At 38.4% G+C, this 25,222-nt stretch carries 36 protein-coding genes; 5 read left to right on the top strand and 31 right to left on the bottom strand.

Annotation, left to right across the window (positions count from 1 at the left end):
- Positions 1–70: 70 nt before the first annotated feature.
- From rlmD to ADG81_RS00860, 21 genes are all read right to left on the bottom strand, one after another.
- Positions 71–1,438: a 23S rRNA (uracil(1939)-C(5))-methyltransferase RlmD gene (rlmD, locus tag ADG81_RS00940; RefSeq protein WP_001050266.1), complete on the bottom strand. Its 1,368-nt coding sequence runs from the start codon at positions 1,436–1,438 to the stop codon at positions 71–73.
- A gap of 395 nt (positions 1,439–1,833) precedes the next feature.
- Positions 1,834–2,226 carry a hypothetical protein gene (locus tag ADG81_RS00935; RefSeq protein ID WP_000417893.1) on the bottom strand — a complete coding sequence of 131 codons (393 nt, stop codon included), beginning with the start codon at positions 2,224–2,226 and terminating at the stop codon, positions 1,834–1,836.
- Positions 2,227–2,262: 36 nt separating this feature from the next.
- Positions 2,263–3,081: a hypothetical protein gene (locus tag ADG81_RS09975; RefSeq protein ID WP_000389424.1), complete on the bottom strand. Its 819-nt coding sequence runs from the start codon at positions 3,079–3,081 to the stop codon at positions 2,263–2,265.
- Positions 3,081–3,335 carry a hypothetical protein gene (locus ADG81_RS00925; protein WP_001006386.1) on the bottom strand — a complete coding sequence of 85 codons (255 nt, stop codon included), beginning with the start codon at positions 3,333–3,335 and terminating at the stop codon, positions 3,081–3,083. The genes ADG81_RS09975 and ADG81_RS00925 overlap by 1 nt, the downstream gene beginning before the upstream one ends.
- A 162-nt stretch (positions 3,336–3,497) precedes the next feature.
- Positions 3,498–3,842: a hypothetical protein gene (locus ADG81_RS00920; RefSeq protein ID WP_000174707.1), complete on the bottom strand. Its 345-nt coding sequence runs from the start codon at positions 3,840–3,842 to the stop codon at positions 3,498–3,500.
- A gap of 62 nt (positions 3,843–3,904) precedes the next feature.
- Complete coding sequence (locus ADG81_RS00915) at positions 3,905–4,489, bottom strand: hypothetical protein (protein ID WP_000449363.1); 585 nt, start codon at positions 4,487–4,489, stop codon at positions 3,905–3,907.
- A 163-nt stretch (positions 4,490–4,652) separates the two neighbouring features.
- Entirely contained in the window at positions 4,653–4,856 is a 204-nt protein-coding gene (locus tag ADG81_RS00910) for a DUF2292 domain-containing protein (RefSeq protein ID WP_239668516.1), read from the bottom strand.
- 115 nt (positions 4,857–4,971) lie between these two features.
- Positions 4,972–5,538 (bottom strand): site-specific integrase, encoded by a 567-nt coding sequence (locus tag ADG81_RS00905; protein ID WP_000869410.1) that lies wholly within the window; start codon positions 5,536–5,538, stop codon positions 4,972–4,974.
- A gap of 351 nt (positions 5,539–5,889) precedes the next feature.
- A complete protein-coding gene (locus ADG81_RS09970) occupies positions 5,890–6,300 on the bottom strand; it encodes a hypothetical protein (protein WP_239668515.1) in 411 nt (136 codons plus the stop codon).
- Positions 6,275–7,033, bottom strand: a complete 759-nt coding sequence (locus tag ADG81_RS00900; RefSeq protein WP_239668514.1) for a virulence-associated E family protein — start codon at positions 7,031–7,033, stop codon at positions 6,275–6,277. Before ADG81_RS00900 ends, ADG81_RS09970 begins: the two co-directional genes overlap by 26 nt.
- Positions 7,026–7,541, bottom strand: a complete 516-nt coding sequence (locus ADG81_RS00895; protein ID WP_049550622.1) for a hypothetical protein — start codon at positions 7,539–7,541, stop codon at positions 7,026–7,028. Before ADG81_RS00895 ends, ADG81_RS00900 begins: the two co-directional genes overlap by 8 nt.
- Positions 7,538–7,801 carry a hypothetical protein gene (locus ADG81_RS00890; protein ID WP_049550623.1) on the bottom strand — a complete coding sequence of 88 codons (264 nt, stop codon included), beginning with the start codon at positions 7,799–7,801 and terminating at the stop codon, positions 7,538–7,540. The genes ADG81_RS00895 and ADG81_RS00890 overlap by 4 nt, the downstream gene beginning before the upstream one ends.
- Positions 7,802–7,805: 4 nt before the next feature.
- Positions 7,806–8,012 carry a hypothetical protein gene (locus ADG81_RS09965; protein WP_080977999.1) on the bottom strand — a complete coding sequence of 69 codons (207 nt, stop codon included), beginning with the start codon at positions 8,010–8,012 and terminating at the stop codon, positions 7,806–7,808.
- Between the two features lies 1 nt (position 8,013).
- Positions 8,014–8,214 carry a hypothetical protein gene (locus tag ADG81_RS00885; protein WP_000171280.1) on the bottom strand — a complete coding sequence of 67 codons (201 nt, stop codon included), beginning with the start codon at positions 8,212–8,214 and terminating at the stop codon, positions 8,014–8,016.
- On the bottom strand, positions 8,211–8,642 hold the full coding sequence (locus ADG81_RS00880) for a hypothetical protein (RefSeq protein ID WP_001000878.1): 432 nt from the start codon (positions 8,640–8,642) through the stop codon (positions 8,211–8,213). The genes ADG81_RS00885 and ADG81_RS00880 overlap by 4 nt, the downstream gene beginning before the upstream one ends.
- A 208-nt stretch (positions 8,643–8,850) precedes the next feature.
- Entirely contained in the window at positions 8,851–9,000 is a 150-nt protein-coding gene (locus ADG81_RS09875; RefSeq protein WP_000387644.1) for a hypothetical protein, read from the bottom strand.
- 1 nt (position 9,001) lies between these two features.
- Positions 9,002–9,430, bottom strand: a complete 429-nt coding sequence (locus ADG81_RS00875; protein ID WP_000517935.1) for a hypothetical protein — start codon at positions 9,428–9,430, stop codon at positions 9,002–9,004.
- 155 nt (positions 9,431–9,585) lie between these two features.
- On the bottom strand, positions 9,586–9,756 hold the full coding sequence (locus tag ADG81_RS09870; protein ID WP_000520760.1) for a hypothetical protein: 171 nt from the start codon (positions 9,754–9,756) through the stop codon (positions 9,586–9,588).
- Between the two features lie 241 nt (positions 9,757–9,997).
- The gene (locus ADG81_RS00870; RefSeq protein ID WP_000426573.1) at positions 9,998–10,246 is read right to left on the bottom strand and encodes a hypothetical protein; all 249 of its coding nucleotides are present in this window, start codon (positions 10,244–10,246) and stop codon (positions 9,998–10,000) included.
- A gap of 11 nt (positions 10,247–10,257) precedes the next feature.
- Positions 10,258–10,863: a Rha family transcriptional regulator gene (locus tag ADG81_RS00865; protein ID WP_000424679.1), complete on the bottom strand. Its 606-nt coding sequence runs from the start codon at positions 10,861–10,863 to the stop codon at positions 10,258–10,260.
- A gap of 225 nt (positions 10,864–11,088) precedes the next feature.
- Positions 11,089–11,274: a hypothetical protein gene (locus ADG81_RS00860; RefSeq protein ID WP_000909284.1), complete on the bottom strand. Its 186-nt coding sequence runs from the start codon at positions 11,272–11,274 to the stop codon at positions 11,089–11,091.
- 141 nt (positions 11,275–11,415) lie between these two features.
- Here ADG81_RS00860 and ADG81_RS00855 point away from each other — a divergent pair, with 141 nt between their 5' ends.
- From ADG81_RS00855 to ADG81_RS00835, 5 genes are all read left to right on the top strand, one after another.
- The gene (locus ADG81_RS00855) at positions 11,416–12,033 is read left to right on the top strand and encodes a helix-turn-helix transcriptional regulator (RefSeq protein ID WP_000104073.1); all 618 of its coding nucleotides are present in this window, start codon (positions 11,416–11,418) and stop codon (positions 12,031–12,033) included.
- 348 nt (positions 12,034–12,381) lie between these two features.
- A complete protein-coding gene (locus ADG81_RS00850) occupies positions 12,382–13,356 on the top strand; it encodes an Abi family protein (protein WP_000802143.1) in 975 nt (324 codons plus the stop codon).
- Positions 13,357–13,546: 190 nt separating this feature from the next.
- On the top strand, positions 13,547–14,713 hold the full coding sequence (locus ADG81_RS00845; RefSeq protein WP_000704673.1) for a tyrosine-type recombinase/integrase: 1,167 nt from the start codon (positions 13,547–13,549) through the stop codon (positions 14,711–14,713).
- Between the two features lie 89 nt (positions 14,714–14,802).
- Positions 14,803–15,579: a recombination regulator RecX gene (gene recX, locus ADG81_RS00840; protein WP_049550621.1), complete on the top strand. Its 777-nt coding sequence runs from the start codon at positions 14,803–14,805 to the stop codon at positions 15,577–15,579.
- A gap of 88 nt (positions 15,580–15,667) precedes the next feature.
- On the top strand, positions 15,668–16,201 hold the full coding sequence (locus tag ADG81_RS00835) for a nucleoside tri-diphosphate phosphatase (protein WP_000775316.1): 534 nt from the start codon (positions 15,668–15,670) through the stop codon (positions 16,199–16,201).
- Positions 16,202–16,436: 235 nt separating this feature from the next.
- Here the strand turns inward: ADG81_RS00835 and ADG81_RS00830 are convergent, their stop codons facing one another.
- From ADG81_RS00830 to ADG81_RS00785, 10 genes are all read right to left on the bottom strand, one after another.
- Complete coding sequence (locus ADG81_RS00830; RefSeq protein WP_020900987.1) at positions 16,437–17,204, bottom strand: epoxyqueuosine reductase QueH; 768 nt, start codon at positions 17,202–17,204, stop codon at positions 16,437–16,439.
- Positions 17,205–17,341: 137 nt separating this feature from the next.
- Positions 17,342–18,964, bottom strand: a complete 1,623-nt coding sequence (gene groL, locus ADG81_RS00825) for a chaperonin GroEL (RefSeq protein WP_049550620.1) — start codon at positions 18,962–18,964, stop codon at positions 17,342–17,344.
- Between the two features lie 15 nt (positions 18,965–18,979).
- The gene (gene groES, locus ADG81_RS00820) at positions 18,980–19,264 is read right to left on the bottom strand and encodes a co-chaperone GroES (RefSeq protein WP_049550619.1); all 285 of its coding nucleotides are present in this window, start codon (positions 19,262–19,264) and stop codon (positions 18,980–18,982) included.
- Positions 19,265–19,419: 155 nt separating this feature from the next.
- Positions 19,420–19,815: a single-stranded DNA-binding protein gene (locus ADG81_RS00815; protein ID WP_000282434.1), complete on the bottom strand. Its 396-nt coding sequence runs from the start codon at positions 19,813–19,815 to the stop codon at positions 19,420–19,422.
- A 77-nt stretch (positions 19,816–19,892) separates the two neighbouring features.
- On the bottom strand, positions 19,893–20,654 hold the full coding sequence (locus ADG81_RS00810; RefSeq protein WP_049550618.1) for an SDR family oxidoreductase: 762 nt from the start codon (positions 20,652–20,654) through the stop codon (positions 19,893–19,895).
- 41 nt (positions 20,655–20,695) lie between these two features.
- Complete coding sequence (gene ytpR / locus ADG81_RS00805) at positions 20,696–21,322, bottom strand: YtpR family tRNA-binding protein (protein WP_049550617.1); 627 nt, start codon at positions 21,320–21,322, stop codon at positions 20,696–20,698.
- 14 nt (positions 21,323–21,336) lie between these two features.
- A complete protein-coding gene (locus tag ADG81_RS00800) occupies positions 21,337–21,654 on the bottom strand; it encodes a thioredoxin family protein (RefSeq protein ID WP_000615777.1) in 318 nt (105 codons plus the stop codon).
- Positions 21,651–21,950: a DUF4651 domain-containing protein gene (locus tag ADG81_RS00795; RefSeq protein WP_004241576.1), complete on the bottom strand. Its 300-nt coding sequence runs from the start codon at positions 21,948–21,950 to the stop codon at positions 21,651–21,653. Before ADG81_RS00795 ends, ADG81_RS00800 begins: the two co-directional genes overlap by 4 nt.
- Positions 21,951–22,212: 262 nt before the next feature.
- Complete coding sequence (locus ADG81_RS00790; protein ID WP_004258765.1) at positions 22,213–23,286, bottom strand: N-acetylmuramoyl-L-alanine amidase family protein; 1,074 nt, start codon at positions 23,284–23,286, stop codon at positions 22,213–22,215.
- A 119-nt stretch (positions 23,287–23,405) separates the two neighbouring features.
- Positions 23,406–25,013, bottom strand: coding sequence for a CTP synthase (locus ADG81_RS00785; protein WP_049550616.1), 1,608 nt, complete (start codon positions 25,011–25,013; stop codon positions 23,406–23,408).
- Between the last annotated feature and the right edge of the window lie 209 nt (positions 25,014–25,222).

The following is a 25,222-nucleotide window of genomic DNA, read 5'->3' as shown; positions in this document are numbered from 1 at the left end:
TAACCCCTTGACCAACGGACCTGAGTTGTTATTTTCAACTCTTACTATTATACCCACTTTTTAAACTTTGTCAACTACTTTTTTTATCTTTTTTAATTAATTTTACAACTGCTTCAGTTCGAGCGGTGTGCGGGAACATATCGACCGACTGGATATAATGGATATCATAGACTTCTACTAACCTTACCAAATCACGAGCCAAGGTCGAAACATTGCAAGAAATATAGACCATTTTTTCTGGTACATAGGTCAGAATTGTATCTAACAACTTATCATCTAGGCCTGTACGTGGTGGATCTACAATCAGAGCATTTGCTCGGTAGCCTTCCTTGTACCAGTGAAGAATAATCTCTTCTGCAGTTCCAGCTTCATAATGTGTGTTGTCAAATCCCATTCTTTTAGCATTTCGCTTAGCATCTTCAATGGCTTCTGGAATAATATCCATGCCTCTGAGTGTTTTAACTTTCTTTGCAAAGGCAAATCCAATCGTTCCAACTCCACAGTAAGCATCTATCAAATGGTCTTCTTTATTAACATCCAGCGCTTTTACTGCCTCACTATAGAGGACTTCTGTTTGTTCAGGATTTAGTTGATAGAAAGCTCGAGGAGATAGTGAAAATTCATAATCTAGTACACCTTCTTGAATACTCTCTTCTCCCCAGATAATCTCTGTCTTTTCACCATAAATCTCACTGGTTTTAGCTGTATTTGTATTCACAGCTACTGTCACAACTTCTGGGAAATCTTTAACTAAGTCTTTCACTAGTTGGGTTAAATTAAGCTGACGATTTGTAACAATAATAATCTGAACCTGTCCAGTCTTTCTAGCTCGTCGGACCATTATAGTTCTGACACCTAGAGCTTTTCTCTCATCTGTGATTGGAATCTGGTGATAAGTAAGTAATTCTGCTAGACGATTAGCAATCACTTGAGTTTCCTTGTCTTGTACCAGGCAGTCTTTCAACTCTACTAAGTAATGAGAGTTTTGTGCATATAAGCCCGCCTTGACCTGATTTTTAAATTTTCGAGTCTGAAATTGTAACTTGGCACGATAGTACTTGGGTTCCTGCATTCCAATCGTCGGGCGGATTTCATAATTTTCATATCCTGCAGGGGCAAATTTTTTTAGCGCTTGATGAAGTAAGTCCGTCTTGAACTCCAGTTGTTTATCATAATGCAGGTGCATGATTTGGCAACCTCCGCATTCATTATAAATAGTACAAGCTGGCACAACTCGGAATTTAGACTTCTTGTTGACCTTTAGTAGCTTTGCTTCAACAAAGTTGCGTTTAATAGAAGTAATCTGACAATAGATATCTTCTCCTTTGAGAGCACCAGGCACAAAGACTAATGTTTTTTGATAAAAGCCGATTCCCTCACCATTAATTCCCATGCGCTTGATTTTTAATGGTATTTTTTGTTTCACTTTCAGATTCATACCCCTATCTTATCACATTTTGAGTTATTCCGCTACCGCTTGATTTTTATATTTCATTAGTAAGTAAAGGCCTTGATATTCCTGATTTTCTTTAAAATCATATTTCCTTATATTTTCTTTAAATTCTTTAAAAGTTCCTAAAAATGTTCACAAAAAAAGCCCCACAAAGGAGCCACTACACTAACTATATGATGAGTTCAGCAGGCAAGAAACTAGCACGGTCAAACGTGCTTTTTTTATTACCTATCACCATTATACCATATATCACTAACCTATATATTCAGAAATCTAAAATCCCCTAGATTCATTTCTAAGGGTTTCTAGTTGATTCATGGAGTTCTATATGATGAAGCCCTAAAACGGGGCGTCCTAGACTCCAGTTATTCAGCTGATGGCTACTTATATGCTTCTAGTTCTCCGTTCTGGTGGATTCTAGCAAAGTTTAAGACAGCTATCTGTTTGTATCTATGATAATTAGTGGATTTTGTCCCAGCAATTTCTAAACATTCACTTACCGTTTTCTTCCTCATGTAACAATAATGGATAATAAAGTATTTTCTGGCTCGCTTGTTCTCTATCTTATTGATATCATGGACAAATGTTTCTAGACTCTCTCTGATTGCCTTTTCATGCTTACTAGTCAAATTCCACTGATCAGGTAGGACAAGTTTCCAAGCCTCTTCATCTATTGTAACTTGGTTTTCACTTCCTGCCATCCTCTGGAATCTCAGAAAGTAAGTCATCCGCTTTCTGACGTTCATCATCGTTTTAAACTTATCCAGCTCCATTTTTAACGACAACCTTTCTACTCCTGTAACTTATGCCTAGCTTAATCTTCTTCTAGGATTCCCAAACTTAGCAATTCTTTCATCTCGTTTTCTTTTACGTTCTTCAGCAGACTCTATACCTATCTGTTTTCGACGCTCCACATCTTCTTGATTGATATTACTCCATTTTCTGGTATGTACATTCTGCCGTCTACCATCTTGCGGATAATATTCAACGGTACACCTACAATTACTATGACGTCTATAAATATCATGGGGAACTGAAGGATATTTATAACTGCCTTCCAGTTCTTGGCACCACTTACAACACTTTCCAGCCGTTCGTCTAGTGATTTTAGGGCTAAGTCCTGCTTTATACTGAAATACCACGTTTTTTTGAATCGTATCATCTACAATACTTTGGGTAAAATTAACGATCGTTTCACCCACCAACCATTTTACAGCCCCAAAATCATCTTCACTAGCTAAACGATTGACTAAGCCATCAATCCTATCTTGATTCAACTCAGGAACTTGAGCAGGAATGCGAAGGTTAGCCCTAAGGTTTAAATCTTCTTGAACTTTTTCAGTATAATCACTTACAAGGTCATAGTTTCGACCTAAAACATCTTCCAGCAATCGTTTAGCGATATTATAGTACATCTTGCCATCTGGTAGGCTTTCATTACTTAAGTAAGTTCCTAAAACCTTTGAGAGTATTTCACCAATTTCTATAGCATATTGATTGGCGTCCAGATAATTAGCTTTATTCTCTTCTAACTTTTCTAGTAACTCTTCCAGAATCTCACTATCAAGCCTAGCTTTTTCAAATTCGGCCTTAATTTTCTGGAGTAGACTAGGAAATATATCTTCCATTACTTTTCACCTCCTTTGAGTAAACTGCCTTTTGCATTTTGACGCTCTTTCTGCCGTCTATAGTATCGTTTCTTTTGGGTCAATATCTTGTCTTTTTTCTTTTGGTAACGCTCTGCGTCTTTCTTTTTATTACATAGCTTACAAACTTTTGAGAAACCTTTCTTGTCCGAATGCTTCCTATAAAAGTTTTCGCTAGATAATTCTTTAGTCTCATGACACTTGGAGCATTTTCTAGTTAAAGTGGTTTCATTCAATCCTATTTACTCCTTTTTGTCTTTCTCGCTCGCGAGAAAATATGTACAGTGATGGCGTGAAGTCCTGAAGCTCCGAGGGGGAGGGGGATATCCCCCCATCTTCTCCCTGGTTGCTCCAGCCTCTTTCACAAAAAATATTTTCTAATTACTTTTATAGAATCTTTAAGATAAACCTTTCAGCATTTCGCTCATCGCTTTGTTGAGTTTTTTCTGGTGTTCATCAGGCATTGATAGGCGCTGACTAACTTCTCTATCAACCTCTTTGCGTTTTTCTTCCGTCAAGCGTTCAATCTCTTGCTGGTGCTTTCTTTCCTTCTTTTCTTTTAATAGTTCACCAGAACGATCTATGATAGCTTGCCACTTGGCGTCTCTTGCTAAACATTCTTGTCTATGTCGCTCCATCGCGTCAACTGCTTGTCTAGTTTTCTCTTCATAAATCTCAGCAGACTTTTCCGCTAAATACTTCCCGTATTCGTTTAAATCAAACTTACCAGTAGGTAGGGTCATTCTATATACCTCATCTTTCTATTTTTTAGTAGGGGGATAGCTGAAGGGGGGAGGGGGCTTTTTTAACTTTGCCCCTTTTTGAAATTCTCAGCCATTTCTTTCAAACTATACTGATATCCGTATAGGGCGTTTCTTGGTGTATAAGATAAACCTGAAAAGAAATCACTTAAAATCCAGCCGTTCTTAGCTTTTTTATAATCTTCATTATTTTTAGAGATATCCTTTTCAAGTTTTTTAAGAACCTCGTTTACACGTTCCCTTGCCTTAATAGCATTATCTCCAAGTGTTATAATTTCCATTAGTTTGGCAACTGCTGGAGTGAAGAAAGTATCCTGCTCTTCATCGGCTAATCTAAAGATATCTGCAATCAACGCATGATATTCTTCATAGGTAACTAATGGATCTCTAGTTAATTCTTTCAAACGTCCCTCATGAAATTCTTTTGTACGTTCTGCCGTCCATAGGTCACCTTTTGCTTCAACATATTTTTCTGAGTTGATTTCTTTTTGAGCCTGTACAAGTTTGGCTTGAGCGTCTGAAACAGCTTGGTTTGCTTTAACCAGTTCCTCCTCAGTCGTCTCAATAGCTTTCTTATTCTGTTCAATCAGTTTGTCAATTTTAGTTTCAATAGTTTGTAATGTTTCCATGTTCTTTTATTCCTCATTTCTTTTGATTCTTTGTGATTGTGCTTATTGGTTTCAACTCTCTACTGGGTCTTTATTCCTCATTAATTCCTCTTTCTCAAAACAAAAAGAGACGCAACAAAAAAGCTACTTAGCTTTAATGTTACGCCTCTAGTTGTCTAGTCAGCTATCTTTCTTTAATTGTTGTTTCAATCTGGACAATGTTGCCATCTTGACTAGTAAATACCACGCTACCAAAGTCTGGTATTTTCTTCATCTCTATTATACCATTTTTGTTAAAGATAATAAAGTTATCCTGTAGAAATGGAGTGTAATCTTTGCTTTGATTCATCTGTTTTTCCTCTCTTTTTTGGCGCCATATATTTAACATATCTTCTATTTTGTGACTTTCAAGCACTTTCTATAATCTCTTTTATATCAAGGGGATAGGCCTATTTCTTATTTTTGAATTTACATTTTCTCATTATGTTAAATAGAAAGTCTATTTAGTAGTCAAATGTTAGTATACTCTGGTCTAGTTCGTCTTGAGTATAGCCAATATATCCAAGTGTAATCTCTGGTGTTGAATGGTTAAATATTCTTTGTAGAATACCTACATCACCATTCTTTTTGTAATGATGATAGCCAAATGTCTTTCTCATTGAGTGGGTTCCTATATTTTCAATCCCACATTTATTTCCAGCTTCTTTTAAAATTTTATACACTTGAGTTCTTGAAATATGACAAATTTTTACCCCCTTGCCATTCTCTCTTTTTCTGCTCGGAAATAAAAAATCATATTCTTTAAGTTGTTTATTCTCAATGTATTGATTTAAGGCATTTCTTAACTGTTGATTAATTGGAAAACGTCTTATTTTGCCTGTCTTTTTCTCCCTTATTTCAATTTTATCTTCTATGATTTGTTTGACTTTAATTGGAATAATATCACTAACTCGTAAACCTGTATAAATTCCAAATAGGAATAATACGTAATCTCGTTCATTCTTCCTTCTCAAAAAGTCCTTAATTCTTTCAATGTCATCAGTATCTCTAATAGGTTCAACTACTTTCATTTCTAAACCTCTCTTAAAAAAATTCTTAGAGTTCATAAAAAAGTGTAGTCATTTTGGGATATCTAGTGACTACGCTATCCGCCTTACAGTCACAAGGCTTTTCGCCATGCGTAGTCATGTAGTCACCTTGCTCCCAAAAAAATAAACAATAAACGCCTTTTATATCTTATCTTCATATACTCTTTAATAAATAGAAAATAACTACATTTTTATATAAAAGTCAATAATACCAAGGGTTTAGTTGTGTAGTCAGTAAAATAGTAAAAACAACACTTTTTTCTAACCCCTTATGTATCAAGGGTTTTCTTCCTATTTAAAATGTAGTCACTTTTTAAAAATAAACTACACTGACTACATTTTTTTGACGTAAGCTGGTTTAATACTTTTACCAAATCTTGTTGATCGTCTATGTTCCCAGCTGTCTCGGTTTTGCATATACTTTTTAACCTTAGCCTTATCCTTTGGCGGTACTTTGTCAGTCAAATACACCTCTTGAAAAAATAGGTTAATGGTCATCTTATCCCTATCTACCAGCTCGCCATAGGTGTCTGTGTCCAGTTCAACCGTTCCGCCCCTGTTATTTCTATAGTATCCCTCGTTCATCATATCATAGATATAATAGCATCGCGTCCTGTCTGTGGTCGGGAACTGATACATTCTTTTTGGGTAAGGAGTGCCTAAATAGCGCTCCAAATCCTCAATGGTTTCATCTACAAACTTGTAACGGCTTCTAACCTCATTTACTAGCCACCATCTCATCATCAAAGACACACCAGTTTCTTACCATTCTAGCCTTGTCATCTTTATCTGTGAAGGTCTCAACGGTTGTAAAATACTTGTGAGTGAATAGCCCCTCAAAAAATTGGGTCTTCCCTACTCCCTGCCTTCCAGTCAAGTCCAGTACAAAGTCAAACTTAACAGTAGGGTCAAACACCTTGGCAACCGCTCCACGGAAAAACAAGTCCATGATAATACGGTTATATTCATCATCCTTGATATTGAGATAATGCCTTAAAATATCAAAGGGATCACGCTGATTCACTAACTCTTTATACTCGCTTTCGCAAGATTCCAGATAGTCTTTTAAAGGGTTGTAGCTATGTTCTCCAGCCACAACTTCCAAGATATCAGCGATATCTCCTTTTTTATAATCCATCTTGTACTTAGTAGCAATATAAGCCCTAATCTCTCTGATAATCAGGTCATCGATTGTTCCGCTCAAGGTTCTACCATTTAACTTAATGGACTTGGTAACGTCAATTTCATATGTAAAAGTGTTGTACTGTATAGCCCCTTTTAGCTTGCTATCTCCGCTCAAAATCTTCTTGAGATTGTCCAAGGTGATGACAAAGCCTTTTCCTTTTGTTTTAGGAGTTAAATCTAGGCTATTATGTTCCTCACTTGTCTCCCTTGCTTGAGTCAAGTCTACCACGGTAGGGGGTATTTGTTGCTGATCCTCTTTAATGATTTTATTTACAATGTCATTGTTATTCAAAAGCCCCCTCCTTATAGAATTTTGTCGCTATTTCTAGGAAATAGCTGGCTAGGTCTTTGCGTTTGACGATTGCTGAAAACAAATCTACCAGCTGACTAAAACTGTAGCCATTCACAAATAGCAAGCGGACAAAAAGTGAAGTCTCATACCTAGTATAAATGCCATTACAAATCAGGTCAAAAAACCAGCCTTTTAACTCCACTCCAAGCCCCTGCCGTTGCTCGGTCAATTTGTTTACCTCTAATTCTTTCAGGATCGTCAGCAAGTCAGGACTGGCCAAAACTATCTCCAAGTCTCTAACTAACCTCCAACCCTCTACTTCCTCTTTTTCGTCTTTAACAGTCACATACAAGCCTTTATAGTGGAAATTCGTTAGCGCTTCGCCAATCGGTTCAAAGTAGACAAATTTGAAGTGTTCCCCATTTTTCCAAACTTGGGTAGGGGTAGACTTAAGAAAGCCAAATAAGGCTAATTTGTCACTAGACAAGGTTAACTCTATCACTCTCATTCTCCCACCCCCATAAACTTACGGATGTCGTCCACTTTATAATAAACTTTTCTGCTATCGTCTCCTGGAGGCTGATAACGTTTCAAGCCCATTCTTTCCCATTTTTGTAAGGTCAGATATTTTATATCTAACTCTTCCTGTACTCGTTTTGCGGAAATCGGTCCAATGATTCGGGGAGGTATTTTCTCATGACTTTTTAGGTAACGTTCTAAGGCTTCTAATATTTTTATTTGAAGTTCTTCAATCATCCTTTCAAACATATCGTCACCTCCACGGCTTAATGCTTGCAAGTTGGATATATCTCCCATAGTCAGGGCTTAAACTCTCGCTAGGACTTTCTCCTAGTTTCCTATTTTCTCGCTCCATTTGAGCGCTCTTTTTGCGGTCTCGATGGTTTAGGTAAATTAGAAAGCCAATCAAAATCACGGTAAAAATAAGCGCCTGTGTATTGCTTAAATCTAGTTCATTCATGCTATGCCCTCGCTTTGTAATTCTTGATATATAACTGTTGCACTTCAGGCTCCATCTTTTGGAAAGCTTCAACTTCTTGAACGGTTACTTTTTTATTGATAAAATCAGCGATAAACTGAAATAAATTCGGATTGTTTACTTTTAAAACAGCCATGAAGTTATCAAATTCTGCTTGTGTCATGTTGTATAGGTCTAGAGTCATTTTAAAAGCCCTCTTTTTTGTAAATCAGAAACTACTAAACTTCGTAAATACGTCCAAGTTGAAGCAGTCTCATGAGTAATACCATTACTTAACTTGTTTTCGTTTATTACTTGATTTAAGTAATTGAATAGTAACCAGTCAGGTTTTTTATTGTACATTTCTGCACACTCATCATCATATTTTTTTAATTCTCCCAGTAAGTTCTCAACATTCTTATTATAAAATTCTTCATGACTCGCTTCCTGCATCTTGTACGCTTCAGATGATTTATAAAAACTTAGCCATAGATTAGTAATTACTGAATTACAATTTTCAACAATTTCCATTGCGCCAATATGATTCTTAGAATTATGCCAATCTGATAAAATATCTAGCTTTTCCTCTACAAGTACCAACTCTTTTTCAAATTCTTTAAAATAATCATTCATATCTTTACCTTTTTCTTTTGGTTTTCCTGTTTCCTATACACGATTAGCACCACTCCAAACGCTGGGCTTTTGCCCCTAGTTGGCGGACGCATGTAGTGATGTTTCGTGGGTAAATACCCACATTTCCGCTAAACAAGTGCTTAGAATCGCCGTGTCAGCACTCGTTTTTCAAAACCTTTTCTAATTGCTTGCCTGCACTTCGGTTTTCTTAGTTTTTCTTCGTTTCGTTTTCGATTTGATCGCCTAATCTTTTCCAGGCTCTATCAAATTCATCACGTTGGATTTCCTTGCTATGTAATTGCCTTGCTAGTTCCATCCCTCGACGCATGAATCTAGCGAAGTGAGTTTTTGCTTCCATCCTAGCCCTCCATCATGTCATAAAGTAGGGCGTAGTGCTTATCTGGGATTCTGTCCAAGGCTTTCAAGCCGTCATGTTCTGCTTTTTGTCTGGTTTCCGCCTTGACTGTGCTATCAAAGGCGATAGAAAAGGCGTTTAGCATTGCCTTATAGCGATCTACGCTCTTCAAATAGCGCCCACGGTCTGACAATTCCTTGTCTTCCAGTTCCTCTTTTACCGAATCGTCCAAGAGTGCGAACTTGGAGTACACCCCTTTTTCTACTTCAAATCCTAGACGCTTGTTTTGTCTCAGATTGTAAAGGTTGACCCTGCAACTCTCCAAGTTGCGATAGCCTAATACTCCAGCGATTTCTTCTAAATTCTTGCCCTCTAATTCGGACAATTTTTCAGCAATATCCTTGAATTTTACTGCTTGATGTTGTTTTCCCATTGTATACCTCATTTTTTGGGTACGCAAAAAGCGCACTCTATTTCTGTGTTTGACAAATAAGAGTACGCATGATAAGATATTTACGTACCTCATTTGTGGTGCATCGCCGTCTATCGTGTTCTGTCGCCAAACAAGTGACACGGTAGGCGGTTTCGTTATGGTTCAGACTTTACAAGCTCAATCCCTCGCATGACTATATCTGTTTTAGTCATGCTTTTCTTTTTGGCAAGTTCTTCTAAATCATTAAAATTCTGTTCAGTCATTTTAATTTTTAGTTGCTTGTTTTTTGGGTTATCACTTTTAGGTCGTCCTAATGTTTTCCCCATTTTTGACCTCTCTTTCTTTCGGGGTACACTTTTATTATATAACGGTGTACCCTTTAAGTCAACCCCTAAACCGAAAAAAATTTAAAATCTTCCCAGCGTACCTTATTTTATTTTCAATGTACTAGCGGAAACCGCTGTATTATGCTATAATCAAGGTATAGAAAAAATATCTATACCTTTAATCTTGTCGCTTGCTTCGGTCGCCAAACTCTCCGCAAGTGACTTTTTTTGTTACCTTTCTTCATGCTTTCTTCCCTGTCTGGGGGCTATAAAGCAAGTCTTTACTTTCGATAAGATCCAGAATCCAGCTAAATCCCTGCTCCATCGTTTCAAGAAATGCGCCCAGGTCTTCACTGTCCAAATCCTCGTAGTTCATACAAAGATATTCGGCTAGTTGTCTGTCTTTCTCAACTAGCTTTTTAAAATCCTTGAAATACTTAGGAATTTCTAAACCCTTGGCATTTGTAACTGTCTTAAAATCATTTTCCATTTTCTATACTCCTATGCTTTAAAAATTAGTTCTTTAATTTCTGAATATCTCATATTCAAGTTGATCATCGCTATTGCCATATCTTCCAATCGTTGATAGTTTGTCAGTTCATCACTTGTTAAACTGTCAATACCGTTTTCACTTTCTCGCTCTTGCATGAGTTGGGCTTTGTTTTTCCCAGTCGCTCCCTTTAGCAGTAGGTTTGTAAGAGTGCTATAGGCATGCTGAGGCGCTTTCTCCCATGATTTGATAGCTTCGGTTAAGGTCTTGCGCTTTGGCTTTTCCAGTTCTCTTTGAAGATAGCGTTTAGAAAGTTCCTCACGCATTTCAAAGAATGCTTTGACTAGGTTCATTTTGAATTGCCGTACTGGTTCGGTATTCTTTAGATAAGTGATCAGCAAGGTAGCTTGTTGCTCATTCAGAAGATAGATTTTTTTCGGTTGCCCTCTCTTATCTAATTTATGGATTTTAAATCCAAGTATTCCCAACGCTTCAAAATCAGCTTTATTGTCTCTGACTAAGCGTGTAATAGTATGGTGCTGTACTTCAGCACATTCAGCGATAATCTCGCTCGTAGTATACGGCTCTTTCTTGCCGTCCATGTAAACCAATTCCATTGGTTCGCTCCTTTCTTCTTTTGTCAGTGCTTGCCACCTAAAACAGTACCAAGGTAAAGCATTAAAGTAGGGGAAAATCGGAGAATATGAACCCCTACAAACCCTTGATACTGCTATAGGTAGCAAGCAAATATTTAGCTAGATCCGTTTATCAATCTCCAGTGGTAAAGCACCACATGAGAAATCTATAAATGTAGAGTAGTATTACGATTGGTTCGCTCCTTTCTAATAATCTTCAGCAAGCCACTGCATGGCTTTTTGGTAAATGCTAGGCTTTACTTCGCCTCCGTCTCGGATTTTCCTGTAAGTAATTGGATTCACTCCAATTTCCTCGCTGGCTCTTTTAGCAGTCAAATTCTTGTCCGCTTGCTTTCGGCGAATTGCTTTTGCTTGTGTTGAGGTGATAAGCAATACAGTTCCCTCCTTTCTTATTTGTAAAGTTTATCTTTACTTAGACCAAGTATATAATGTTTTTCTTTACTTGTCAAGAGGAAATAAATAAAAACTTTACAAAAGTTTTTTTAGCGGTTATAATTTAACTGAGGTGATAAAATGTCAACAATAAAAAATAGACTAAAGATTCTAAGAACCAAAGAGGGAATAACTCAAGATGAATTAGCTCAAATAATAAATAAAGAACTAAAAGAAAACGAAAAACCAATATCCAAAATGGTGATATCTAATTGGGAAAATAATAAACATACTATCAAACCAGATAAAGCCCAGCTACTCGCTAACCACTTTGGGGTAAGCGTTGCTCGCTTACTTGGTTATGAAAACAATTTCATTGAATCTGTAAAAAATTTAAGTCAAAAAGATGGCTCTGATGAAGCATTTTTTAAAGCATTTAGAGCATACTATGAACTAAAAATAGCTGATGGTAAAGAGAATTTATTGACTTTAAAAGATGAAGATTTTTTAAGTAAGTATCGTGAAGAAATTTTAAAAAGCCTCATTCCAAATTTTAATGAGTTAAGTAATCGTGAAATAAAAAAATATTTATCAGATGATAGAATCATTAATGAAGCAGATCAGAAGCTAAATGATTTTCTATTTACTCTTGGAACATTGAACCCTCAAGAAACTCAATTACTGGTAGATTTCATATCCCTATCCCCAAAAGATAAGCAAATAGTATTAAACTTATTAAAATCCTTATCTGATAAATAGCACCCTTATTTCTAAGATCTATTGTGCAAAAACAGGGGAAATTGAAGAATAGAAAGCCGATTTTACAGACTAAAGTGCAAAAAACGGCAAAATTGACAAATATAACGGAGAATCATGGACTACGAAACAACACGGAAGGGACATTTTTAGGACGAAAAAAGCGAACTTTCCCAGCGTTGAGATTTTTCGATACTCAAAAATTTTTAAAAAACAAACCAAAAAGATTGACAAAAACTCAAAATTACAGTATTATTAGGCAATGAGAAGAGTTTCTGCTCCCAAGGGAACAGAGTACGCGAAACACCGCCTAGTTCTACTAGGTGGTGTTTTTGTATATAAGGAACATATATGAAACCATTTCAAACATTAGATGAACAAATAAAACTTCTCCAGTCTAGAGGTTTAGAAATAGATAACATAGAAGAATGTAAAAGATACCTTCTAACTAACAACTATTACAACGTCGTCAACGGATATAGTAAGTTTTTTCAAACATCAAAAGATAAATTTATAACTGGTGCAGACTTTAGAGAAATAGCTGCAACACACTTTTACGATAAAGAAATTAAATCAGCTTTTTTAAAAGCAATTATAGATGCAGAAAAACACTTTAAATCCGTACTGGCATATCGTTTTTCAGAAGCATATCCAACACCATACGCTTATCTAGATATTAATAATTTTGAAACACAAAAAGATACAAAAAGGCTAGCACAAATTACTAATTTAATCAGTATATTAGCTAGAATACTCAATGATTATAATAGGGATAAGCAAAACAATTCTATAAAGCACCACTATAAACAACATGGCGTTGTTCCTTTCTGGGTTATCATCAATGAACTTACATTAGGGCAAGCATTTAACTTTTATAGAAATCTAAACACTGATATAAAAAATCAGATAGCTAGAGATTTATCACCATTCTTACAAGAAAATATTGAATACATCCAAAATAGACCTAGTAAAGACCTTTTAAGTGGAAAGGCTTTAGAAAGTATTATTAAAAATATACTAGAAATTAGAAATATCACTGCTCATAATAATAAGCTTTTCAATTATAAATGTCGTGAGAATCTTCCACAATTAGCTTATTTCCACTATTACAATAACAATGCCAATACATCAAGACAATCTGTATATTATGTTTTTCTTGCCTTACAATGCCTACTTGCTTCCACACAATACGCTCAATTACATAACACTATTATTAAAAGAACCAAAGCTCTAAATAAAAAAGCGCACTCCATTGAAGCCGGCATTGTATTGGACACACTTGGATTTCCGAATAATTGGTATAATATCACTGACACATTAAGATAAAACTACTTGTAATATATGGACTTTTCCCAAACCCCATATAAGCCACATATCCGCCTTGTTTCATATTCTGGTACAATTTACCGTCTGACTGCTTAAAATCGAAAATAAGGGGAGGTTCGTAGCTCCTCGCATGGTATAAACTCAAAACCTTTTCTAATTGCTTGCCTGCTGATGGAAAAGGAGTAAAACCATGAAAATTACAGAATACAAAAAGAAAGATGGATCAGTAGTTTACCGTTCCAGCGTTTATCTTGGTATCGATACCGTAACAGGTAAGAAAGTCAAGACAACTATTTCAGACAGAACCAAGAACAGACTCAAAAGCAAGGCTATCCAAGCCAAGGTAGAGTTTGAAAAAAACGGCTCAACAGTCACAAAAACCGTTAATGTTACCACCTATCAGGAATTGACGAAACTCTGGCTAGAAAATTATTGCCATACAGTCAAACATAGCACCCTTATAGGGGCAAAAAACAACATAAAAAAGTATCTCCTACCAGCCTTTGGAGACTACAAGTTGGATAAGCTGACACCCCCAATCATTCAGCACCAGGTAAACCAGTGGGCAATAGATTACAATCAACTAGGAAAAGGTTATCAGCAATATAACCAGCTCCATGCCTTAAATAAACGCATATTATCCTATGCCGTTTCCTTGCAAGTCATTGCTTCAAATCCAGCTAGTGATATCATCGTCCCACGTCGCAAACCCAAAGAAGGGAAAAAACTGAAATATCTGGATGACGACAATTTAAAAAAATTCTTAGATTATCTGGATCAGTTGCCAAACACTTATAAAAATTTCTCCGATACGGTGTTATATAAGACACTTCTAGCGACTGGTTTGCGTATTCGTGAGTGTCTAGCCTTGAAATGGTCTGATATTGACCTACAAAACGGTAACATTTCAGTTACCAAGACTTTAAACACCCTCAAGGAAATCACTAGCCCTAAAAGTAAAAGTAGTATTAGAGAAATAGCTCTGGATACCAAAACGGTACTCATGCTTCGGCTCTATAAAGCAAGACAATCCCAAATAGGTAGGGAAATAGGGGTAACTTTTGAAAAAGTGTTCTCTGATACCTTTGACAATTATAGAGAAGCTGGAGCGCTCAGATTCAGACTAGAAAAGCATTTAAAACTGGCTGGATGTCCTCATTTAAGTTTCCACGCTTTTCGACACACCCACGCTAGTCTATTGCTCAATGCAGGACTTCCTTACAAAGAAATCCAAACACGGCTAGGCCATGCAAAACTTTCTATGACTATGGACATCTATAGCCACCTATCCAAAGACAATAAGAAAAAGGCGACTTCCTTTTATGAAAAAGCCATTGAGAATTTACAAAGTTCCTAAAAAGTTCTTAAAATTCATCATTAAGGGACAAAAAACGGCTATATCAAGGGGTTTCAGCTTTTTCTCACATTTTGAGTTATAATAGAACTATGAAAATCACAAAACTTGAAAAGAAAAAAAGACTCTATCTGATGGAGCTTGATAATGACGACAAATGCTATATTACTGAAGATACAATTGTGCGTTTTATGCTATCGAGAGATAAGGTGATAAGCGAAGAGGAATTGAAAGAGATTCAGGACTTTGCTCAATTTTCTTATGGTAAGAATCTAGCCCTCTACCACCTATCCTTTAAAGCGCGCACTGAAAAAGAAGTCAGAGAATATCTAAAAAAATACGATATTGATGAAAACATAGCTTCTAAAGTTATTATTAATCTTAAAGAAGATAAGTGGATTAATGATGATCAGTACGCTTATGCTATCATCAATGCCAATCAACTTTCAGGAGATAAGGGGCCTTATGTACTGATTCAGAAATTAGCACAAAAAGGAATTTCAAAAGCTACTATAGAAGAGATTCTGAAAGAATTTGATTTTTCGGAAGTTGCTCAACGTGTAGCTAATAAACTATTGAAAAAATATGAGGGAAAACTTCCAGCTCGTGCCTTGCAAGATAAGATTATCCAGAACTTGACTAACAAGGGCTTCTCTTACTCTGATGCTAAAGTTGCTTTTGACGAGTTGGAGAGTCAAGTTGACCAAGAAACGACTCAGGAACTCATCTTTAAGGAACTTGATAAGCAATATATTAAATATGCCCGAAAGTATGAAGGATACGAACTTAAACAGCGTTTAACCCAAGTTTTAGCACGAAAGGGCTATGATTTTTCGGATATAGCAAGCGCTCTCAGAGAATATCTTTAATATTTTCATGTAAAATTCACAGATTTTAGGCAATTTTATGGTACAATAGTAAACGATAAACTTATAAATTGTAGAAAGTTGGTTAGTTATGAAGCTTCCAAAAGAAGGCGACTTTATTACAATTCAAAGTTATAAGCATGATGGGAGTCTCCACCGAACTTGGCGGGACACCATGGTACTAAAAACAACAGAAAACGCCATTATTGGTGTCAACGATCATACACTGGTTACCGAAAGTGATGGTCGTCGTTGGGTCACTCGAGAACCGGCTATTGTTTACTTTCACAAGAAATATTGGTTTAATATCATTGCCATGATTCGTGATAATGGGATTTCCTACTATTGCAATATGGCTAGCCCCTACTATCTGGATGAAGAAGCACTGAAGTATATTGATTACGATTTAGATGTTAAAATTTTTACAGATGGGGAAAAACGTCTCTTGGACGTTGAGGAGTATGAGCGTCACAAACGCAAAATGAATTATTCTGATGATTTGGACTATATTTTAAAAGAACATGTCAAAATTCTTGTTGATTGGATTAACAATGGACGTGGTCCTTTCTCAGAAGCCTATGTAAACATTTGGTACAAGCGCTATGTAGAACTAAAGAATCGGTAAAGTTGTCAAACTAGGGTGAAATCCCTGGTTTTTTATTTTAATACTCAATGAAAATCAAAGAGCAAACTAGGAAACTAACCTCAGATTGCTCAAAACACTGTTTTGAGGTTATAGATAAGACTGACGAAGTCAGTCACATATATATACGGCAAGGCGACGTAGACGCGGTTTGAATTTGATTTTCAATTTGATTTTCGAAGAGTATAAAAACCCAGCTTTGCAGCTGGGCTTATCCTTATATATCCAATTTTGTAACAGTAAATTTGATGTGGGAATAGTCTTTTTCCACATCCTTATCCAACAAGAAAGCTGTAGCGTCCTTCTTGACCTGAACAAGGTCAATATTCTGAGCCTGGGCTGCATAGACGCATCCACAATAACATTGACGGTAGATGTCATACTCTTCACACATCTCTACTGAACGTTTGTAGCCTTGATTTTTCTTGAAATCACTTGGAAGATAGTGGGTTGTATAAATTTTTTGCACATCGATTCCGATACTATTAATGGTTTGAGAATTCTTATGAGGACTGATGGTCAAGGCTGAGCCAAAGTAGTCAAAGCCCAAGTCCATAGCCACTTGAGCTGTCTTATCCAGTCGGTAGTCAAAGCAAACCTTGCAACGGTCGCCACCTTCAGGCTCTTCTTCCAAACCTCGAACCAGTTTACGATATTCGTTAGGTTCATAAGGAGCTTCTAGGTATTGAACGTTATTGCCAGTTCGCTCATTGAAATCACTGACAAACTTTTTAGTCACATAGGCACGCTTATGGTATTCTGCCTTGGGATGGATATTGGAATTAGCAAAATAGATAGTCACGTCTGCATACTTAGTCAAATATTCTAGAGTATAGGTACTGCAAGGGGCACAGCAAACATGCATGAGAATGGTTGGGCGCTGCTCATTTTTCTCCCATACTTGTACCATCTTCTGCATAACACGGTCATAATTAATCTTCTGATTGGGGTTCATCTTGCTCAGAATTTCTTCTACATCGATCATGTTCTTCTCCTTTTTCTAGTCTTATTTTATCATATAAGTTAAGAGAGCTCAAATCAATTTAGAAGTGAATATCATAAAAAGGAGGAATAGACATTCCCTCCTTTTGTGTTTTTTATAAGTTGTTTTCTATAGAAAGCTTACATCATGCCACCCATCATGCTTGGATCCATGGCTGGAGCCGGAGCTGCTGGTTCTGGTTTATTAGCTACGACTGCTTCCGTAGTCAAAATCAAGCTGGCTACAGATGCTGCATTTTGTAGGGCTGAACGGCTCACTTTAACTGGGTCGATAATCCCTTGATCAATCATGTTGACCCATTCGCCAGTTGCTGCGTTGAAACCTGTACCAACTTCAGCATTTTTCAAACGATCGATAACGATAGATCCTTCAAATCCTGCATTGTGGGCGATTTGACGAACAGGTTCTTCCAAGGCACGGAGAACAATATTGCGTCCTGTCGCTTCATCTCCTGTTAATTCCAAATCAGCCACTGCTGGGATAACATTTACAAGAGCTGTCCCACCCCCTGCAACGATTCCTTCTTCCACAGCTGCACGAGTAGCGTTGAGGGCATCTTCGATACGGAGTTTCATTTCTTTCAACTCAGTTTCAGTTGCAGCACCGACTTTGATGACTGCGACACCACCTGACAATTTTGCCAAGCGTTCTTGTAATTTTTCACGATCAAATTCAGATGTTGTAGTTTCGATTTGAGACTTGATAACCGCAACACGGTGAGAAATAGCTTCAGGATTTCCAGCACCTTCTACGATAACAGTGCTATCTTTGTCCACAGTTACTCTCGCTGCTTGACCAAGTGCTTCAATTGTAGCATCTTTCAACTCAAGACCAAGGTCTTCTGTGATAACTGTTCCGCCTGTCAAGATGGCAATGTCTTCAAGCATAGCTTTGCGACGGTCGCCAAAACCAGGTGCCTTAACTGCTACTACGTTGAAGGTTCCACGAATCTTGTTCAATACAAGGGTTGGAAGAGCTTCACCATCTACATCATCCGCAATAATCAAGAGCGGACGATTGCTTTGGAGAATACTTTCTAGGAGTGGCAAGATTTCTTGGATATTTGAAATCTTCTTGTCAGTAATCAAAATGTATGGATTTTCAAGATCAGCCACCATTTTTTCGCTATCTGTCACCATGTACTGTGAAAGGTAACCGCGGTCAAACTGCATTCCTTCTACAACTTCAAGTTCTGTTTCCATACCACGTGACTCTTCGATAGTGATGACACCGTCTTTACCAACTTTTTCCATGGCTTCAGAGATGTACTCACCAACTTTTTCAGAACGAGAAGATACAGCAGCAACCTGAGCGATGGCTTCTTTATTGGCAACTGGGATGGCATTATTTTTCAAGGCATCTACTGCTGCGGCAACCGCTGCTTCAATACCACGACGAATGCCGATTGGATTTGCGCCTGCTGTGACGTTTTTGATTCCTTCACGGACGATTGCTTGGGTCAAAACAGTTGCAGTTGTAGTCCCGTCACCTGCGATATCATTGGTTTTTGAAGCTACTTCTGATACCAATTTGGCACCCATATTTTCAAAATGGTCTTCCAACTCAATTTCTTTGGCAATGGTCACACCGTCATTGGTGATGAGGGGTGAACCGAATGATTTTTCAAGAACAACGTTACGACCTTTTGGTCCCAAGGTTACTTTAACAGTGTCTGCAAGGATATCGACACCACGGACCATAGCTGAACGAGCATCAGATGAAAATTTAATTTCTTTTGACATACTTACTTTCTCCTTCTATTCTTCAATGACAGCCAAGATGTTAGCTTCGCCTACGATGATGTACTTTTCATCGCCATCTTTGACATCAATACCTGCATGGGCTTCAACCAAGACACGGTCGCCAGGCTTAACACTTGGGGCAACCAAATCACCGTTCAAGGTACGAACACCTTGTCCAGTAGCTACAACTTTGGCTGTTTTTGTTTTTTCTTGGGCTGAGCCTGCAAGGACAAAGCCTCCAACAGTTTGTTCTTTTTCTTCTACTTTTAAGACCACACGGTCCCCTAATGGTTTCAACATCTGATTTCCTCCATGATGAGATAGATAGTATTAGCACTCTTTATACCTGAGTGCTAAACCATAGTTCTATTGTATCACTTGGTCAGAAATAGTCAAGGAAAAAGTCTGACTTTCTCAAGATAAAAAGCCTGAGAGCAACTCAGACTTTTTAATGCTTAAAATGGCAATTCTTCCTCTTCCAAGACCAAATCCGCCAAATCTTGGCCTGCATTATTTTCACGCATGGCACGTTGGGCACGACTTTCCAAGAGTTGGAATCCTGTCACAAGTACTTCAGTCACATAGTTCATTTGACCATTTTTCTCAAAGCGACGTGTACGAAGTTCTCCATCCACAGAGATAAGACTACCTTTAGTTGCGTAGCTTGCCAATGTTTCTGCTAGTCTGCCCCATAGGACAATGTTGACAAAATCAGCTTCACGTTCACCGTTTTGGTCTTTGTAACGACGGTTCACAGCGATAGTTGCTCGTGCTACTGACTTGTCATTGTTGGTTTTGTGCAATTCTGGTGTAGACGTCAAGCGTCCGATTAAGATAACTTTATTATACATATTTTCTTCCTCCTACTTATCTATTCGTAGGAAATCAAAAAAAGTTACAGAAATTTGTAACTTTTCGAGGAAATTTTTTATTTTTTATGAACCATGAAACCTGTCGCCTGTTGATTGGCCATAATGGTCATATCTGTAATCTGCACACGGCGAGGTTGACTGGTCACATAAACCACTGTGTCTGCAATATCCTGAGCTTGCAAGGCTTCGATTCCCTGATAGACCGCCTCAGCACGCTCTTTGTCACCATGAAAACGAACTGTAGAGAAATCTGTTTCGACAATTCCTGGTTGAATGGTGGTCACCTTGATATCCGTTGCGATGGTATCAATTCGCAGACCATCTGAAAAGGTCTTAACTGCTGCCTTGGTAGCTGAATAAACAGCTGCACCCGCATAAGCATAGATTCCTGCGGTTGACCCCATGTTGATGATATGACCTTGATTGGCTTTTACCATTGCTGGCAAGAAACAGCGAGTAACTGCCATCAAACCTTTGACATTGGTATCCAACATGGTCAACATATCCAACTCTTCATAGTCCTGATAGGGTGCTAAACCTAGAGCCAGTCCGGCGTTGTTGACTAAGATATCAATCCGCCCTATCGTTTCTAGAATGTCAGAGCAAACAGTCTTTACCATAGCCATATCCGTCACATCCAGTGGAAAGGTCCAGACGGTTTGATTTGGAAAAGTTTCTGCAAACTCCGACTTAAGGGTTTCTAACCTGTCTGTCCGTCGTCCAGTTAGAACGACATTCTCACCCTGCTCCAGATAAGCACGCGCAATTGCTTCACCAATACCTGATGTCGCTCCTGTAATCACAACATTTTTTGCCATCTTATTTCCTTCTATCTGGTGATTCAGATACTGACAACTTCCTAAAGAGTCCAGTGCTTAGCTGGATCAAATGGAGTTCCGACAACTTGGTCTTCTGATAATTCAATAATACCACGTTTTTGCGGAGCATTTGGCAGCTGCAATTCACGAGGACTGCACATCATGCCAAAACTTTTTTCACCACGAAGTTCGCCTGGGAAAATAAGATTGCCTTTGGGCATCATAGCCCCTGGAAGAGCTACAATGGTTTTCAGACCGACACGCGCATTAGGTGCTCCGGCAACAATTTGCACTGTCTTGTCACTTGCAACTGCAACTTGGCAGATGTTGAGGTGGTCACTATCAGGATGGGCTACCATCTCGACAATTTCACCAACAACAAACTTAGGTTCCTTGTCATTGACAATTTCTTCTGTAAAATCTTCCGCCTGTAATTCTTGGTTCAAACGAGCGACCTGTTCATCTGATAAAAAGACTTGACCGCGCTCTGCAATTTCAAATAAACTTGAAACTTCAAAAATATTCCAAGCCACTGTTTCCCCATTATCTTTGAGAAAAACACGGGCTACCTTGCCTTTACGCTCCACATCTAGTTTGGAATCTCCGCTATTTTTCGCGATGACCATAAGGACATCACCGACATGTTCTTTGTTATATGTAAAAATCATTGTTTTCTTTTCTCCTATTTCAGTCCTGCTAAAAAGTCATTAATTTGTTGCTTGCTTTTACGGTCGCGATTGACAAAACGGCCGATTTCCTTGTCCTTTTCTAGAACAACAAGGCTAGGGATTCCGTAAACATCCCAGAGTTTAGCTAGATCCATGTACTGGTCTCGATCCACTCGAATAAAGGTGAACTCTGGATTGGTCTCCTCAATTTCTGGCAAGGCAGGATAGATATAACGACAATCACCACACCAGTCTGCTACAAAAAGAAAGACCTTCTTGCCATCTTTTTCTACTAAGGATGCTAATTCTTCTAAACTTGCTGGTTGTATCATAAAACTTCCTCCTCATAGACTAGGTCTTCATTTTCATAGACAAAGGTATAATGACGGCCATCCTCAAAAATGACGCCACCAACCAAGCTCTCTAGACTGCTTTCATAAACTTGAACATAGAGGGTCGCAATTTCTCCCATGTCTGAAAAATGGTCTCGCACAATCGCTGTCAACTCTTCCTGAGTCTTCCTGAGCTTATGGTCATCTGCAACTTTTTTCGTAGCAAGAGCAAGGCTTCCAATACCTAGCAGAGCCAGACCTGCTATCCACATTTTTTTAGCTTTCATACCATTCATTTTAACACAAAAAAGGCTTTAGGACAAATGAGGAAGCAGCAGAAAAGCAAGTAAAAAGCCTCTTCCTTTAAGGAAAAGGACTTCTTATACTCAATGAAAAGCAAAGAGCAAACTAGAAAGCTAGCCACAGGTTGCTCAAAGCACTGCTTTGAGGTTGTAGTTTGAGGTTGTAGATAGAACTGACGAAGTCAGCTCAAAACACTGTTTTGAGGTTGTGGATGAAGCTGACGTGGTTTGAAGAGATTTTCGAAGAGTATTATTCTTATTGCCAGACACCTGAGTTGCCAACGTAGTAACCATCAGGTGTGTAGGTATTGCGAAGCATCTTACCTGATGAAGCTAGATAATACCACTTGCCATTATCTTTGACCCAATCATTCGCTAGCATGGCACCAGAAGAACTTACATAATACCATTCTCCCTTATCATAAACCCAAGTGCTTGCTTTCATGGCTCCTGAAGTTGATAAATAGTACCACTTGCCTTGGTCGTAAAACCAGTCACTAGCAATCATGCCTCCTGATGATTTAAAGGCATACCAGTTGCCACCTTGATATAGCCAAGTTTGATTGAACATGATCCCTTTATCATTCATAAAGTACCAAGTTCCCTTGTCCTTAACCCAATCATTCTGCACTAATTGACCTTGTTTTTGATAGTACCAGTTTTGATTTGATTTTAGCCAGCTTTCTGCTTTTACAATCGGATAAAGTTCTTTGAAAGCTCCTCCATCATATTTGTGACTGATAGACTTTAGTTTTTCAAGTTTCAACTCGCCATTGCTATAGTCTGCCCAAGCAAAGACTTTTTGACCATTGACAGTCTCTGGTAAGGTAGCAGTGTAAGTCTTGGTTTGATAATCCCATTTTGTATCAAGGTAGGTGTATTGATTATTTGATTCTTCAATACGATAATAACCTCTCTTTCCACTATCATTATGAATATCATCCACAACTTTCGTTAACCAGGTCTTCACTTCGTTTCCGCTCTTAGCCTCGACCTTGATATCTCCTCTATAGCCATATGGAACATAGAAATTCAGGTAACGCCCCTCTACGCCCATCATAGACTTGTCCTTTTCTTGACCTAGGAAATTGACAGTTTGATCTTGACCATTGAGACTGACCGTCCACTCGATTTTCTCGTTTTTTGGCAAATCCAATACTTTAATATCTACTTCATGGCCATTGTTGAATCGAAGAATCTTTCCATCTTGATACTGCACTCCACACTTGACAACCCATTCTTCTTTAAGCTCAAATGCCTGCCCTGAATGAGGAAAAGCCAGTAAAGCTAGACCTGCTAGAGACAAACCAAATAATGTGATTTTTTTCATCGTAGATCCTCCTTAGGATTTTTTATGTTAATTATATCACTATGTTTTTAAATTGCAAATATTATCCTAAATATGCAAGCAAAAAACCTCTGAGATTCTTCTCAAAGGTTCTGATTTGGCTAATTACTGTTCTCAACTGCTGCAGTGACAAAGGCAGTGTAGAGTTCTTCTGGACGATTTGGACGGCTTGACAGTTCAGGGTGATACTGACACGCTACAAAGAATTTATTTTCAGGAATTTCCACAATTTCGACCAAACGATTGTCTGGAGAAACACCTGAGAAGACAAAGCCTGCTGCCTCAAACTGCTCACGGAAGGCGTTGTTAAACTCATAACGGTGACGGTGACGGCGTTGCACCACTTCTTGATTGTGATAAGCAGCCGCTGCCTTAGAGCCACGCTTCAACTTAGATGGATAAAGTCCCAAGCGAAGGGTTCCCCCCATATCCTCAACATCAATCTGATCACGCATGATATCAATGATAGGGTATTTTGTTTCTGGTGCAAGCTCTGCTGAATTAGCACCTTCAAGTCCTAAAACGTGACGAGCAAACTCGATACAAGTCAACTGCATGCCCAAGCAGACACCCAACATTGGAACATCATTTTCACGCGCATAGCGGATGGCTTGGATTTTACCTTCCGTACCACGTTGACCAAAACCTCCTGGTACGATGATTCCGTCCGCATCAGACAAGAGCTCTGCCACATTCTCTGCTGTCACATCATTGGCATTGATCCAATTGATTTTCACTTCTGCGTCGTTGGCATAACCAGAGTGTTTCAAGGCTTCGACCACTGAGATGTAGGCATCTCGCAACTCCACATACTTACCGACAAGGGAAATTTTAACTTGTTTCTTGAGGTTCATGACCTTGTCCACCATAGTTGACCACTCTGTCATATCCGCTACAGGTGCGTCTAGTTTCAAGTGGTCACAAACAATTTGGTCCATACCTTGTGCCTGCAAGTTCAGTGGAATTTGGTAAAGATGTTCGACATCCAACGATTCGATAACGGCTTCTGGTGCTACATCACAGAACTGGGCCAGTTTGTTTTTAATTCCTTGACCAGCTGGCTCTTCTGTACGAATAACCAACATATTTGGCTGGATTCCCAATCCACGCAATTCTTTTACAGAGTGTTGAGTTGGTTTGGTCTTCATTTCACCAGCTGCCTTGAGGTATGGAAGCAGGGTTGTATGGATGTACATGACATTGTCCGCCCCCACATCTGCCTTCATCTGACGAAGGGCCTCTAAGAATGGCAAGGACTCAATATCCCCAACAGTTCCACCAACCTCTGTGATAATGACATCAGAATCAGTCGTTAGAGCGGCACGCTTGATTTTTTCTTTCAAAGCATCTGTGATATGAGGAATAACCTGAACAGTTGCCCCAAGGTATTCTCCACGGCGTTCCTTACGAAGAACTTCACTGTAAATTTTACCAGTTGTCACGTTGGAATATTTGTTAAGATTGATATCGATGAAACGTTCATAGTGACCCAAGTCCAAATCTGTCTCAGCTCCATCATCCGTCACAAATACTTCTCCGTGCTGGTAAGGGCTCATAGTTCCCGGATCGATATTGATATAAGGGTCAAACTTCTGAATCGTTACTTTGAGACCACGATTTTTCAAGAGACGGCCCAGACTCGCTGCAACAATCCCTTTCCCAATAGACGATACCACACCACCAGTTACAAAAATATATTTCGTAGACATAGATTCCTCTTTCTAAAATGCTCAAGGCCTTGTTAGCTACGAGGGGACATAGAAAACAAGACCCTACTAATAAGAATAATCTGGGACTACCGAACCAGATTCACAACTAATACTCTTTGAAAATCTCTTCAAACCGCGTCAACGTCGCCTTGCCATATATATGTTACTGACTTCGTCAGTTCTATCTACAACCTCAAAGCAGTGCTTTG

Source organism: Streptococcus pseudopneumoniae, assembly GCF_001070815.1.
Taxonomy (GTDB): Bacteria; Bacillota; Bacilli; order Lactobacillales; family Streptococcaceae; genus Streptococcus; species Streptococcus pseudopneumoniae_P.
Note: the sequence above shows the minus strand (reverse complement) of the source record. Positions and strands in the feature narration are given on the sequence as shown.